The 13,090-nt window shown below is 65.1% G+C and carries 12 protein-coding genes; 5 read left to right on the top strand and 7 right to left on the bottom strand.

From position 1 onward, the window contains the following. Positions 1-19: 19 nt before the first annotated feature. Positions 20-433, bottom strand: coding sequence for a VOC family protein (locus ACM9HJ_RS29900; RefSeq protein WP_416575462.1), 414 nt, complete (start codon positions 431-433; stop codon positions 20-22). A gap of 138 nt (positions 434-571) precedes the next feature. Between ACM9HJ_RS29900 and ACM9HJ_RS29895 the strand changes: the two genes are divergently transcribed. Then, positions 572-1,999, top strand: a complete 1,428-nt coding sequence (locus ACM9HJ_RS29895; protein WP_416575461.1) for an NAD(P)H-dependent flavin oxidoreductase — start codon at positions 572-574, stop codon at positions 1,997-1,999. A gap of 121 nt (positions 2,000-2,120) precedes the next feature. On the opposite strand, the gene ACM9HJ_RS29890 is transcribed toward ACM9HJ_RS29895, so the two are convergent. Together ACM9HJ_RS29890 and ACM9HJ_RS29885 are read right to left on the bottom strand one after the other, a co-directional pair. Continuing rightward, on the bottom strand, positions 2,121-3,818 hold the full coding sequence (locus ACM9HJ_RS29890; RefSeq protein ID WP_416575460.1) for an ABC transporter permease: 1,698 nt from the start codon (positions 3,816-3,818) through the stop codon (positions 2,121-2,123). A 70-nt stretch (positions 3,819-3,888) separates the two neighbouring features. Further along, positions 3,889-4,950 carry a hypothetical protein gene (locus ACM9HJ_RS29885; protein ID WP_416575459.1) on the bottom strand — a complete coding sequence of 354 codons (1,062 nt, stop codon included), beginning with the start codon at positions 4,948-4,950 and terminating at the stop codon, positions 3,889-3,891. Positions 4,951-5,153: 203 nt separating this feature from the next. Between ACM9HJ_RS29885 and hemJ the strand changes: the two genes are divergently transcribed. After that, positions 5,154-5,591 (top strand): protoporphyrinogen oxidase HemJ, encoded by a 438-nt coding sequence (gene hemJ, locus ACM9HJ_RS29880; RefSeq protein ID WP_416575458.1) that lies wholly within the window; start codon positions 5,154-5,156, stop codon positions 5,589-5,591. A gap of 178 nt (positions 5,592-5,769) precedes the next feature. Here the strand turns inward: hemJ and ACM9HJ_RS29875 are convergent, their stop codons facing one another. Both ACM9HJ_RS29875 and ACM9HJ_RS29870 read right to left on the bottom strand, forming a co-directional pair. Next, a complete protein-coding gene (locus ACM9HJ_RS29875) occupies positions 5,770-6,786 on the bottom strand; it encodes a lipid A deacylase LpxR family protein (RefSeq protein WP_416575457.1) in 1,017 nt (338 codons plus the stop codon). 105 nt (positions 6,787-6,891) lie between these two features. Next, positions 6,892-7,743, bottom strand: coding sequence for an alpha/beta fold hydrolase (locus ACM9HJ_RS29870; protein WP_416575456.1), 852 nt, complete (start codon positions 7,741-7,743; stop codon positions 6,892-6,894). Positions 7,744-7,915: 172 nt separating this feature from the next. Between ACM9HJ_RS29870 and ggt the strand changes: the two genes are divergently transcribed. Continuing rightward, positions 7,916-9,697, top strand: a complete 1,782-nt coding sequence (gene ggt / locus ACM9HJ_RS29865; protein WP_416575455.1) for a gamma-glutamyltransferase — start codon at positions 7,916-7,918, stop codon at positions 9,695-9,697. Between the two features lie 37 nt (positions 9,698-9,734). Here the strand turns inward: ggt and ACM9HJ_RS29860 are convergent, their stop codons facing one another. Beyond that, positions 9,735-10,601: a DUF4743 domain-containing protein gene (locus ACM9HJ_RS29860; protein WP_416575454.1), complete on the bottom strand. Its 867-nt coding sequence runs from the start codon at positions 10,599-10,601 to the stop codon at positions 9,735-9,737. Beyond that, on the bottom strand, positions 10,601-11,869 hold the full coding sequence (locus ACM9HJ_RS29855; RefSeq protein ID WP_416575453.1) for a TCR/Tet family MFS transporter: 1,269 nt from the start codon (positions 11,867-11,869) through the stop codon (positions 10,601-10,603). Before ACM9HJ_RS29855 ends, ACM9HJ_RS29860 begins: the two co-directional genes overlap by 1 nt. 136 nt (positions 11,870-12,005) lie before the next feature. Between ACM9HJ_RS29855 and ACM9HJ_RS29850 the strand changes: the two genes are divergently transcribed. Together ACM9HJ_RS29850 and ACM9HJ_RS29845 are read left to right on the top strand one after the other, a co-directional pair. Beyond that, positions 12,006-12,185, top strand: coding sequence for a twin transmembrane helix small protein (locus ACM9HJ_RS29850; RefSeq protein ID WP_292911342.1), 180 nt, complete (start codon positions 12,006-12,008; stop codon positions 12,183-12,185). A 21-nt stretch (positions 12,186-12,206) separates the two neighbouring features. Then, positions 12,207-12,788, top strand: coding sequence for a cob(I)yrinic acid a,c-diamide adenosyltransferase (locus ACM9HJ_RS29845; protein ID WP_416575452.1), 582 nt, complete (start codon positions 12,207-12,209; stop codon positions 12,786-12,788). The last annotated feature ends 302 nt before the right edge of the window (positions 12,789-13,090 follow it).

Here is a 13,090-nt window from a genome sequence, read left to right as displayed (position 1 = left end):
GGGCATTATCTGTGCCCGCTCACGCCCAGGGATCATACGTCCCGAAATGCCACAGATGTCCCTCCGGATCGCGGATGGTGAAGGCCCGTGACCCATAGGGCGTGTCGATGATCCCGCCCTCCAACACCTTCTCCCCCGCCGCCGTGACGCGGGCATAGAGCGCGTCCAGTGCCGTGATGATGAAACAGTTCAGCGCCGCGCCCGACCCGTCCGGCCCCGGTGCCCGGAACCCGTACTGGTCCTCCCGGTCGCTGGACAGCATGATCATGCCATTGCCCAGCACCAGCTGGGCATGCACGATCTGATCGCCCTCCCCCGGCACGACCAGCTGTTCGGTGAAGCCGACCACCCGGCTCAGCCAGGAAATGGCGGCTTTTGCGTCCTTATAGCGCAGGCAGGGCGTGACCTGTCCCTCGCGGCCCATTACCGACATTCCCAGCCTCCCCTTGGCGATGTCACCTTCCGTTACGTCAACATAATGCATCGCGACTGACCACCCCCTCTTTCGCTTCGATATCTTTTCCTATATGTGCACCCGTAGGAACCCGCGCCGGAAACGGCGGCGGGACCGATGGCGGTCGGTCTTTTGGAGGAAGTCACGGTGAAGGCGCTGAAGCCCCTGGTCATGTCCGGCAAGGAAGTGCTGCCCCTGGTCGAGGGCGGCAAGGGTATTGCCGTGTCGAACGGGCAAAGCTGCGGGGCCTGGGCCGCCGCCGGCGGTATCGGCACCTTCTCCGGCGTCAACGCCGACACCTATGACGAGGACGGCAATTTCATCCCCCAGGTCTACAAGACCCGCACAAGGCGCGAGCGCCATCACGAGCTGATCGCCTATGGCATCGAGGGCGGCATCACCCAGGCCCGCATCGCGCATGAGGTGTCGAACGGCAATGGCCGCATCCATGTCAATGTGCTGTGGGAAATGGGCGGGGCCGAGGAAATCCTGGAAGGCATCCTGGAAGGGGCCAAGGGCCTGGTCCATGGCGTGACCTGTGGTGCCGGCATGCCCTATCGCGTGGCGGAGATCGCCGTGCGCCATGGCGTGCATTACTATCCCATCGTCAGCTCGGCCCGCGCCTTCCGCGCCCTGTGGCTGCGCGCCTATAACAAGCACCCCGAACTGCTGGGCGGCGTGGTCTATGAGGACCCGTGGCTGGCCGGCGGCCATAATGGCCTGTCCAACAGCGAGGACCCGCAGAAGCCGGAGGACCCGTATCCCCGCGTCGCCGCCCTGCGCCAGATGATGAACAGCTTCGGCCTGCAATCCACGCCCATCGTCATGGCCGGTGGCGTGTGGTGGCTGTCGGAATGGGAGCACTGGCTGGACAATCCGGAGATCGGGCCCGTCGCCTTCCAGTATGGCACCCGCCCGCTGCTGACCCGGGAAAGCCCCATCTCCGACGCCTGGAAGCAGAAGCTGCTCACCCTGAAGCCGGGCGACGTGTACCTGAACAAGTTCTCCCCCACGGGTTTCTATTCGTCGGCCGTGCGCAACCCGTTCCTGGAGGATCTGCGCCTGCGGTCCGAACGGCAGGTGGCGTTCGCGACCGAGCCGGTGGGCGAGCTGACGGAGGAATTCGCCACGGGCCCACGCGGCCGCCCCGTCTATCTGGGCGCGTCCGACAAGGCGCATGCCGAAGGCTGGCTGGCCGCCGGCTATACCCAGGCGCTGAAGACCCCGGACAACACCATGGTGTTCGTGACCCCGGAAAGCGGCCGCGCCATCCTGAAGGATCAGGTGGATTGCATGGGCTGCCTGTCGGCCTGCGCCTTTTCCAACTGGTCGCAGAACGAAGAGGGCACGACCGGCCGCCGCGCCGATCCGCGTTCCTTCTGCATCCAGAAGACCTTGCAGAACATCAGCCATTCGCAGGATTGCGAACATCAGCTGATGTTCGCCGGCCACAATGCCTACCGTTTCGCCCAAGACCCCTGGTACGAAAACGGCTTCGTGCCGACGGTGAAGCAGCTGGTGGAACGGATCGCTTCCGGGCAATAATTTTTTTGTTCCCTCAGGCGCCGGGCGCCGCCATCCGGCGGCTTGGCTTACGCGCCCACGTGGGCGCGGGCCGGCGGTCGCCGGCCTCCAGCGGTCATGGAAATGACCGCTGGTGTAGCTCTTACCCCTCGCTCCCCGGCCGGCTCTTGGCGATGGCGCGGGAGAGCAGGATCACGGGGATGATGCCGACGGCAACGATGGCCAAGGCCGGGGTGCTGGCCTCGGCCAACCGCTCGTCGCCGGCCAGCGTATAGACGCGCACGGCCAGCGTGTCGAAATTGAACGGCCGCACGATCATCGTCGCCGGCAGTTCCTTCATCACATCGACGAAGACCAGCAGTGCCGCCGTCAGCAGGCTGCCGCGCATGATCGGCGTGTGCACCTTCAGCAGGGTCTTGCCCGGCGTCTGGCCCAGGACGCGGGCCGCCTGGTCCATGGTCGGCCGGATCTTGGACAGGCTGGCCTCCACGGTATTGAAGGACACGGCCAGGAACCGCACCAGATAGGCATAGACGATGGCCACGATGGTGCCCGACAGGATCAGGCCCGTGGAAATGCCGAAATGGCTGCGCATGAAAGCATCCACGGCATTGTCGACATGGGCGGCGGGGATCAGGATGCCCACCGCGACGACGCTGCCCGGCACGGCATAGCCCATGGCCGCCACCCGTGCCGCCCCCTTCAGCACCGGCGTGGGCCGCAACCGCAGCCCATAGGCCACCAGGGCCGCCAGCGCCACCGCCACGACAGAGGTGATGCCGGCCAGGGTGAAGGAATTGCCGGCCAGCTGCCGGAAGCTGGCGGCGAACAGGCTGTCCCCCTCCGTCAGCGCCATATGGGCCAGCAGGCCCAGCGGGACGACGAAGCCGATCAGCAGCGGCGCCAGACAGGCGGCCAGAGCGCCCGCCGCCCGCAATCCCGACAGCCTGTAGGATGGCAGGGCACGGTAGCGGCCTGTGGAATGGAAATAGCGGGCCCGGCCCCGACTGGTGCGTTCCATCACCACCAGCACCATGACGAACAGCATCAGCACCGATGCCAGCTGGGCGGCGGCCACCGGTTCCCCCATGGCGAACCAGGTGCGGTAGATGCCGGTGGTGAAGGTATCGACGGCGAAATACTGCACCGTGCCGAAATCGGCCAGCACCTCCATCATCGCCAGAGCCAGACCGGCGGCGATGGCCGGCCGGGCCAGCGGCAGGGCCACGCGCGTGAAGCTGCGCCAGGCACTGGCTCCCAGGGTGCGCGACACTTCCAGGGCGCAGACCGATTGCTCCAGGAAGGCGGCGCGGGCCAGCAGATAAACATACGGGTACAGCACGAAGGACAGCACCGCGATGGCCCCGCCCAGGGACCGGATGTCCGGGAACCAGTAATCCGCGCGCCGCCAGCCGAACATCTCGCGCAACACCGTCTGCACCGGCCCCACGAATTGCAACAGGTCGGTATAGACATAGGCCATCACATAGGCCGGCACCGCCATGGGCAGCAGCAGCGCCCATTCCAGCCAGCGCTGGCCCGGAAAACGGCACATGGTGACCAGCCAGGCGGTACCCACCCCGATGACGCACACCCCCACAGCCACGCCGCCGGCCAGCATCAGCGTGTTGCGGATATAGAGCCACAGCACCGTATCCACCAGATGCGCCCAGACCCCGTTGCTGGAGACCAGCACCCGGCTGCCCACGATCAGCACGGGCAGAGCCACGGCGAGCGCAATGGCCAGGACCACCAGCGTCCAGCCGCTGGGCAGGCGCGCACGCCAGGCGGCAATAGTGGAAAGCGGGGTGGCGGGGGAAGGAAGGGCTTGGTCGCTCATCCCCTTTTGTCCCACCCCTGCGAACCGCTCGCAATGATCATGGGCGCATTGCAGGGAAGAGCTGCCCTCCTCACTTCATGCCCGACGCCGCATTCTCGATGGCCAGGATATGGTCCAGGCCGGGCAGGATTTCCGAACGCACGAATTCCACCCGCTTGTTGGGGCCCGCCCCGCCCTGGGGAAAACGGGCCTTCCACAGCGCCATCTTCACCGCCAGACCGCACAGCACGCCGCCGATGGTGACATGGTGGCTTTCGATCTGGTGGCGCACCGACCGGAAACTATCGGCACTGATATCGTTCCAGAAATCCTTGGACCGGCGATCGAACGCCTCGAACCGGCCGGTGATGGAGGTGGTGATGGAGGTCAGCTTGGACTGCACGTCGGACAGCATCTTCACGATGTTGCGGTCACGCGCGATCAGTTCCGATGATTTCGGCTCCATCGCCCATTTCAGGAATTTCTGCACCTCCGGCACGATACCGTCCAGGCAGGAACGGAAATAGGCCAGCGACAGGAACACGTCGCCGTAATCCTCCAGGAAGTCGGGAATGTCATTCAGCTTCACCTTCAGCTTTTCCGACAAGAGGCGCAGATTGGCCAGCGCCTCCTCCCGGTCGGGATTGGCCAGCATGGCCAGGATGTCCGACACATCGCTGATCTGCCGCTGTTCCCCACCATAGACCTGCTGCAGCAGCGGCCGGGTGAAATCCTTCATATAGCCGGTCAGTTCGGCGCGCTTGCTGTCCGACAGCTGCAAGGACTTGGCATCGTTGACAGCGATGCCCACCCGGCGCAGTTCCTTGCGCAGCGTATAGATGTCGAAGCTGTTGATGCGGGTCAGCTTGCTGATCTGCACCATGTCGACGCGCAGTGATTTGGAATGGCTGGGAAACAGGCTGCCCAGATGGTCGGGGCTGATCTGGCCGCTGCCCGTGGACCGGTCCTGGAAAATCTCCACCACCGTTTCCAGCCGGGCATTCTTGATCAGCTTGGCGCGGCGCAGGCCCGGCGTCTGCAACGGCAGCATGGCCATGGGCAGGATATGCAGTGCATCGCGCGAAGCGTCATCGAACTGGAAGACCTCGGCATCACCCGGTTCGGATGCGTCGGTCTGGGCGGTATCGGCCATGTCGGTTCCTGGGCCTGGAATGGCCGGAGGGGGGTGTCTGCGGCAACCTATCACGCGTACGCGGGTATGCAAGGTGCTACCTTGTCGCGCGCTGGCATCCGCTCTTGGTACCAGGGCGGCGCAATGCTATTTAGCCGGGACCGGAACGCATGGGCAAAGGTCCATCGGGATATCCGGCAGGGAAATCGGGAAAGGCGTGGCCCATGGCCGACTATTACCAGTGGATCAAGGCGCTGCACGTCATCAGCATCATCGCCTGGATGGCGGGCATGCTCTATCTGCCGCGGCTGTTCGTCTATCATTGCGCGGCGGGGAAGGGCTCCGTCCAGTCGGAGACGTTCAAGGTGATGGAACGCCGCCTGCTGAAGGCCATCATCAACCCGGCCATGGCCGGGGCCTGGATCTTCGGCATCACCATGATCGCGCTGAACCCGGAAATGCTGAAGGGCCAGGGCTGGCTGCATGCCAAGCTGACGCTGGTGCTGGTCATGTCGGGCATCCACGGCGTGCTGTCCAAGCATGTCCGCCTGTTCGCCAATGACGCCAATACCAAACCGCAGAAATATTTCCGCATCCTGAATGAGGTGCCCACCCTGCTGATGATCGCCATCGTCATCCTGGTGATCGTCAGGCCTTTTTAAGGTCTTTCTGAATCACCCTCTTATCGTCATCCCGGCGAAAGCCGGGACCCAGGGGCCACGGGATCGAACCTCTACGCTACCTGGACGAAGCTGCCGCAAGGTTGGGCGCTTGGCCCCTGGGTCCCGGCTTTCGCCGGGATGACGTGGGGGAAGTGCTTCAATTCAAATAAAACAGAACTCAAAATTGCCAGGTGACAGCCACGGCGCCATATTCGTCGCCTTCCTTCTGGCTGGCGAATTCGCGTGTGCGGAACACGTGGGTATAGGTGATGCGGGCATTGTAGACATTCATCGCCAGACCCGCCTGCACGTCGGCCACCCAGACCTTGCGGTCCACCGACCGGCTGTCGCGGAACGTGTTGCCGTCCAGGAAGATGTTGCGGGCCACGGCACGGCCGGAAAAGCCCAGGAAGGCGTAAAGCCCCACGGGATGGCGGGCATCGGGTTCGAAGAAGCCGCTGCCGGGCAGCGAGGGCTGGATGCGCGCCGGCCCGAAATCCGCCGGCAGCTGCCAGCCGGCCCGGAACATGAAGCCGACATCGGCATAGGTGGCGATATTACCCACCGCCCCGCCGACATGCGGCATGACATCCACGCCGAAGCCCGTACTTTCCAGCAAATCATAGCGCCAACTGCGCTGATAGGTGATGACCAGTCCCGGCTCGTTATGCAGCTGGGTGTTCCAGCCCAGGGGCCTGGGCGCATCGGTCAGGCGGTGGACGATCTTCTGCGCCGGCTCGGCCAGCGACGCCGGACCGACCATGCCCAGGGTCAATTGCAGCTGGTCCATGCGCCGGTTGGTCTCGTTGATCAGCCCGGCCGACCCGTGCAGCCAGCCGGCATAGGGCCGTTCGCCCGCCGACGGATTGCGGGTTTCGATGTCGCTGGGCGTGTACATGTTCTGGCCCAGCGCGAACACGGCGCGCACATGGCCATCCTGGGCGAAGAAGGGCACCAGCCGCGCCCATTCCCGCGTCCAGTCCGGCACCTCGTCCCGCGCCGTGGTCCATACGGCCTGGACGCCATTGGTGTAATGGCGGTCCAGATTATAGAACAGGTCGTTCTCCAGGATCAGGGTCAGGGTCCCCGTCTCCGCCCCCGCCGTCGGCCCCGTGATCTCCGCCGCCACCGGCCCGGTCAGGGCCAGGCCGGCCAGCAGCGCGTAGAACATGGAAGGGGAGCGGGGTGTCGGCATGGGAATGAGCGCTGTTCAATTTTGGTTAACGAGGGATGGACCTACCCCGTTCTCGCCGCAGTGATGCAACGCACACCCCACCCGTCTTGGCCGCCACTGGCCCCATCACACTCCCATGAATTGGCGGATCAGGTCGAAAGTGCCGGTGGGATCGTCACGGAAGGTGCCGTGCCCGCAATCGGGGAACCGGTGCAGTTCCGACGTCGCCTTGGGCAGGAGGGCGATGATCTCCTCCGAACATTCCCAGGGCGTGATCGGGTCCTGGTCACCGCACAGCACCAGTACGGGGCTGGCAGCATTGGGCAGGCTGTCGCGATAATCCATGCCCCACATCTCGCCATCCCGGCCGGAAAAATGCTCCAGCACCTCCGGCTTCACGATGGACCGGGCGCGGCCCGGCCCGTCAAGCGGTGCCTTGACCGTATAGACGGGCATGACCTTGGCGGCGTAATCGGTCACCTTGTCGGCGGTGATGTCCGACCAGAATTCTTCCGCCGCCCGGCCGATGGCGGGCCCGCCGCGGCGTTCGAAGGCCTGGACGATCAGGTCCAGGCGCATGCGCGCGGCGGTGGAGGACAGGATGATGCCGGCGGCATGGCCCGGATGACGGCGCATATATTCCATGGCCACGAAGCCGCCGAAACTGTTGCCCAGCACGAACGGCTTCTCGATGCCCAGCGCGTCGCAGAAGGCCTTCACATCGTCGGCCCATTGCGCCAGCGTCCAGAGCGACCTTTCCTCCCCACCGCTGCGCCCCTGGCCGCGATGGTCCAGATAGATCACCTGGGCGTAATCGGACAGGCCGGCAAAGGCGGGCTTGAAGCTGGCATGGTCGAAGCCGGGCCCGCCATGCAGCAGCAGCAAGGTCGGCTTCTTCCGCAAGGTCCCGCCATCGGGCACCAGTTCCGCCCCTTCGACATCGAAATAGAGCGGCACGCCATTCACCATCACCCGCATGGGTCGCATCTCCCGGCAAAACGAAGCTGGCCGCAGGCTGGCACGGGCGGCGGTTGCGCCGCAAGGGTTGCCGGATCGGCACCACAGACGTAAAAGCGAAGGCGCTGGGAAACCGGCGGACAATGGGACAGGGCGAAGGCCCGCAATCCATGCACAGGAAGGCAATCGGACAATGCAGAACAGGACCAGGCGCGGGTTCGCCGCGCTGCTGCTGGGGGCGCTGACTTTCATGCCGATCATCACCGATACGGCTGTCGCGGCCGATTATGTGGATGGGGCCCAGGCCGGGCGCGGCGATCGTCTGGTCGGTGCCAATTTCGCCGGCCGGTCGGAGATCATCGCCAAGAACGGGGCCGCCGCCACCAGCCAGCCGCTGGCCACGCAGGTCGCCATCTCCATCCTGCAGCAGGGCGGCAGCGCCGTTGACGCGGCCATCGCCGCCAACGCCACGCTGGGCCTAGTGGAACCGACGGGCAGCGGCATGGGCGGCGACCTGTTCGCCCTGATCTGGGACCCCAAGACCAGGAAGGTCGTGGGCCTGAACGCATCCGGCCGTTCGCCCAAGGGGCAGAGCCTGGATGATCTGGTCAAGCGGCTGGGTCCGGGCAAGATGATCCCGTCCCACGGCTCCCTGTCCGTCACCGTCCCCGGTGCGGTCGCCGGCTGGTACGAGATGCACAGGAAATACGGCAAGCTGCCGATGGAGAAGGTGCTGGCCCCGGCCATTTCCTATGCCAGCGACGGCTTCCCGCTGTCGCCCTTCATCGCCAAGGGTTGGGCCGCCAATTTCCGGCGCTTCGACCAGATGGGCGGGGTGATCGAGGAGCTGGACAATGCCCGCAAGACCTATCTGATCGACGGAAAACCACCCGCGGCCGGCCAGGTCTTCCGCAATCCCGATCTGGCCAGGTCATTGTCCATCGTCGCCAAGGGTGGCCATGACGCCTATTACAAGGGCACCATCGCCAAGACCATCGATGCCTATATGAAGCGCATCGGCGGCCCGCTGCGCTACGCGGATTTCGCGGATTTCAAGGCGCAGTGGGTGGAACCGATCTCCACCAATTATCGCGGCTATGATGTCTGGCAGATCCCGCCCAACGGCCAGGGGCTGGCCACGCTCCAGATGCTGAACATCCTGGAAGGCTACGACCTGAAGGCCATGGGCCATAACAGTGCCGATTTCATCCATGTCTCGGTGGAAGCCAAGAAGCTGGCTTTCGCCGACCGGTCGCGCTGGTATGCCGACCAGGAATTCGTGAAGCTGCCCATCACCACCCTGATCTCCAAGGAATATGCCGCCAAGCGGCGCGGGCAGATCGACTTGGGCAAGGCGGGCGCGCCGGAGACGGGCGTCATGCCGGAAAGCCATGACACGATCTTCCTGTCCACGGCCGACAAGGATGGGCTGATGGTGGCGCTGATCCAATCCAACTATCGCGGCATGGGCTCCGGCCTGGTGCCCGACGGGCTGGGCTTCATGCTGCAGGACCGCGGCGAACAGTTCGCCCTGGATCCCAAGCATCCCAACGTCTATGCGCCGGGCAAGCGCCCCTTCCACACTATCATCCCCGGCTTCGTCACCAAGGATGGCCAGCCCTTTGCTGCCTATGGCGTCATGGGTGGCGGCATGCAGCCGCAGGGCCATACCCAGGTCCTGGTCAACATGATCGATTTCGGCATGAATGTGCAGGAGGCGGGCGACGCCGCCCGCTGGCAGCATGAAGGATCGCCGGAACCGACGGGCGAGGCCGGTGAAGGCTCCGGCACCGTCTTCGTCGAACAGGGCGTGTCGCCCGCCGTGGTGGAAGAGCTGAGGAAGCGCGGGCACAAGGTGGAGGTGAAGCCCGGCCTGCACTATGGCAGCTACGAAGCCATCGTCCGCGACAATGTCAACGGCGTCTACCGCGCCGGCACGGAGATGCGGGTGGATGGCAACGCGGCGGGGTATTGATCCGTGAAACGGGGCGGGCCGACAGGTCCGCCCCTACCTACCGCCGCAATCCCCGGCACAAATCCAGATATTCCGGATGGTCTGGCGTCAGCCAGCCATGGCGGATCAGGAAGTCGATCACTGTCAGGTTGACGTTGAACTTCCAGTCGTCGCTGTCGCGCACGCTGGCCGCCACCTTGGCGATGGGCCACAGCTCGAACCGTTCCACCTCCCCGTCGGTGTTGCGGGGGATGAAATCGGCGGGCAGTTCCAGATCGTAGAGGAACAGCACATCGGGCTTCAGCCCCTTCTCCTGTTCCATCAGATAGGTGACGGTGCCCACGGGCACAGCCGTCAGCGCCATCTCGGCCGGCAGGCCCGCCTCTTCCCAGGCCTCCTTGACCAGGTTCTCAGGCAGGCTCAGCCCCGCCGGCTGTCCGCCGGCGACCAGATTGTCGTATTGGCCGGGCGCCACGCCGCGATCCATGGCCCGCTTGCCCACCCAGAGATGCAAGCCCTCCGGCCTGCGTACGAAGCCGTTGACGTGCAGCCCATAGGCCGTGACCCCGAAGAAGGGCACGGCGGCACGGTCCATCTCCATCAGCAGCGGCTGGCCCCAGCCCGCCGTCACCCCATACATCTCCCCGCGCAGCCGGGGGATCACCCCGTCGGCCACCAGCCGTTCCAGGGCGGAAGCCACGGCACGGGTCCGCGCCTGCGGGCCGTCCAGGCCGGGATGCAGGGTGATGCCGCCGGCATCGGGCAGGAAGGGCAGGCCCAGCGTCAGCAGCCGTTCCATGAAGCCGGTGCGTACCTGCCCCACCGTGACGCCCTCGATGCTGAAGGCCCGGAAGCCCGACAGGTCATGCCGGTTGCAGGCCCGCACGTGGCGCAGGAACCCGGTGGTTGGCAGATTATCGAACATCACGCTGCCTCCGCCTGTTCGTTGGGCTGGGGAACCGGTGCGGGAGCACGGCGCACTGCCCAGGCCGCGACCAGCCCGGCCAGCGCCAGCATCGCGGCCCCGAAATAGAACGGCATGCCGGGAATGGGGATCGTCGCCCCCTCCGCCGTGAAGCGTGCGAACAGTTCCGCCCCGATCAGCGGCGCCAGGATGAAGGTCAGGCTCTGCATGCTGGCAAAGGCCCCCTGGACGGAGCCCTGTTCATCGGCCCCCACGCTGCGCGCCACGATGCTTTGGATGGCGGGTGAGCTGATGCCGCTCATCGAATGGATCAGGATGAAGCCATAGAAGATCATCCCCGTCGGCGCACTGCCATAACCGGCATAGGCGATGGCTTCCAGGCTGATGCCCAGCAGTGCGGTCTTCGCCTCGCCCAACAATTTCACGATGCGGGCGATCAGCACCCCCTGCACCACCACGGTGGCCAGCCCCACGGCGGCCAGCGACAGGCCATTGTCCAGTTCCGACCAGCCATAGCGTTTGGTGGTATAGAGCACCCAAACCATCTGCATCACGCCCATGGCAAGCACCATGCAGGTGCGGCTGGCGGCCAGACCCAGCACGGCCGGATGCCTGGCCAATGCCTTCAGACTGCCCAGCGGATTGGCCCGCGCCCAGGTGAAGGCACGGCGGTTGGCCGGGTGCAGCGACTCGGGCAGCACGAAGAACCCGTAAAGGAAATTCACCCCCGCCAAACCGGCCGCCACCATGAAGGGCAGGCGCAGGTCCATCTCCCCCAGCAGCCCGCCCAGCGCCGGCCCGGTGATGAAGCCGACGCCGAAGGCCGCCCCCATCATGCCGAAATTCTTCGCCCTATTCTCCGGCCCGCTGACATCGGCGATATAGGCATTGGCCGCCGTGATATTGGCCGCCGTCAGCCCCGCCACGATGCGCCCGGCCAGCAGCCAGCCCAATCCGGGAGCAAAGGCCATGAACAACTGGTCGATGCCCATCCCGGCGACCGACGCCAGAATGACGCGGCGCCGGCCGAACCGGTCCGACAGTGCGCCCAGCACCGGTGCGAACACGAACTGCATGATGGAGAAGCTGGCGATCATCGCCCCCATCCACCAGGCCGCCGATGCCTCATTGTCGCTGAACCGGCTGATCAGGGAGGGCCAGACGGGAATGGTCAGGCTGAAGGTCAGCACGTCCAGGAAGACGGTGACCATGATGAAGGGGATGCCGGCCTGGCGGTGCCTGACGGCTTCTTGCTTCGAAACGGACATGCGGTCTTCCGGCTGCGGTCGCGGCGCCTCTCTTAGCAGAAAAGCGGGCGGGAGTCCTGGCCTGCTGCGATTTGCCCCGCTTTACCCCTGGGCGGCGGGCGGGTCCCGCGCTATATCATCCCCCATGAGCGGCTTCATGATCTTCCTCATGGTCCTGGCCATGATCGCCACGCTGGCTGTGTTGGTGATCGGGCTGTTCGCCATGGCGCGCGGCGGCGACTTCAACGCCAAATACGGCAACAAGCTGATGTGGTGGCGCATCCGGCTGCAGGTGGCGGCCGTCGTGCTGTTCGCCCTGGCCTTCATGGCGTCCTGATCCCCTTCCCGGAGCCTGCCCATGGTCCGCCTGACCCGCATCTATACCCGTGGTGGCGACAAGGGGCAGACGTCGCTGGGCGATGGCAGCCGCGTGGCCAAGCATGCGCTGCGCGTCGCCGCCTATGGCACGGTGGATGAGGCCAATGCCGTGCTGGGCCTGGCCCGGCTGCATACGGGCGGCGATCCTGCCCTGGCCGATGCCGACGCCATGCTGGCCCGCATCCAGAACGACCTGTTCGACCTGGGCGCCGATCTGTGCACACCGGAGGCGGAAAATCCCCCATACCCGCCCTTGCGCATCGTCGATGTCCAGGTGGACCGACTGGAGGCGGAGATCGACCGGCTGAACGCCGATCTGGCGCCGCTGAACAGCTTCATCCTGCCCGGCGGCAAGCCCGCCGCAGCCTATCTGCACCAGGCCCGCACCGTGGCGCGCCGGGCGGAACGGGAGATGACCGAACTGGCCCTGACGGAGCCGGTCGGGGCACCAGCGCTTAAATATATCAACCGCTTGTCCGATCACCTGTTCGTTCTAGGCCGCTGGCTGAACGATAAGGGGGCGGCGGACGTGCTGTGGGTGCCCGGCCTGACACGGGGCTGAAACCGTTGGAAAGCCTACGCGAAACCGCTTGAAATCCGCTGTTTCACTGGTATCTTCCCATTACGTAAAGGGAAGATTGGGCCTGTCAATTTTGTGAGTCAAGAAACGAAATTACGTTTTCTCGTTACCGGACGCACACTATTGACATGTGCAGTGCAGCAATCCTAAGGTCCGAGCCCGATTGTCGGGCTGGACGGCGGGCGTTGATTGCCCAATCTTAGGCCCAGGTCAAAGAATGGCAAAACGCCAAGGTGAACGGGCGGGGACCATCCACCGCCTCTATCATGCGTAGGGGATCGCCA

This window comes from Niveispirillum sp. KHB5.9, assembly GCF_048066115.1.
Lineage (GTDB): Bacteria > Pseudomonadota > Alphaproteobacteria > Azospirillales > Azospirillaceae > Niveispirillum.
This window is presented reverse-complemented; position numbering and strand designations above follow the sequence as displayed.

Bases quoted from the DNA above. Each gene is read 5' to 3' on its own strand.
- ACM9HJ_RS29855 (WP_416575453.1), bottom strand. From the start codon at position 11,869: ATGTCCGTTTCGAAGCAAGAAGCCGTCAGGCACCGCCAGGCCGGCATC.
- ACM9HJ_RS29860 (WP_416575454.1), bottom strand. From the start codon at position 10,601: ATGTTCGATAATCTGCCAACCACCGGGTTCCTGCGCCACGTGCGGGCC.
- ACM9HJ_RS29870 (WP_416575456.1), bottom strand. From the start codon at position 7,743: ATGCGGGTGATGGTGAATGGCGTGCCGCTCTATTTCGATGTCGAAGGG.
- ACM9HJ_RS29900 (WP_416575462.1), bottom strand. From the start codon at position 433: ATGTCGGTAATGGGCCGCGAGGGACAGGTCACGCCCTGCCTGCGCTAT.
- hemJ (WP_416575458.1), top strand. From the start codon at position 5,154: ATGGCCGACTATTACCAGTGGATCAAGGCGCTGCACGTCATCAGCATC.
- ACM9HJ_RS29875 (WP_416575457.1), bottom strand. From the start codon at position 6,786: ATGCCGACACCCCGCTCCCCTTCCATGTTCTACGCGCTGCTGGCCGGC.
- ACM9HJ_RS29885 (WP_416575459.1), bottom strand. From the start codon at position 4,950: ATGGCCGATACCGCCCAGACCGACGCATCCGAACCGGGTGATGCCGAG.
- ACM9HJ_RS29895 (WP_416575461.1), top strand. From the start codon at position 572: ATGGCGGTCGGTCTTTTGGAGGAAGTCACGGTGAAGGCGCTGAAGCCC.
- ggt (WP_416575455.1), top strand. From the start codon at position 7,916: ATGCAGAACAGGACCAGGCGCGGGTTCGCCGCGCTGCTGCTGGGGGCG.
- ACM9HJ_RS29850 (WP_292911342.1), top strand. From the start codon at position 12,006: ATGATCTTCCTCATGGTCCTGGCCATGATCGCCACGCTGGCTGTGTTG.
- ACM9HJ_RS29890 (WP_416575460.1), bottom strand. From the start codon at position 3,818: ATGAGCGACCAAGCCCTTCCTTCCCCCGCCACCCCGCTTTCCACTATT.
- ACM9HJ_RS29845 (WP_416575452.1), top strand. From the start codon at position 12,207: ATGGTCCGCCTGACCCGCATCTATACCCGTGGTGGCGACAAGGGGCAG.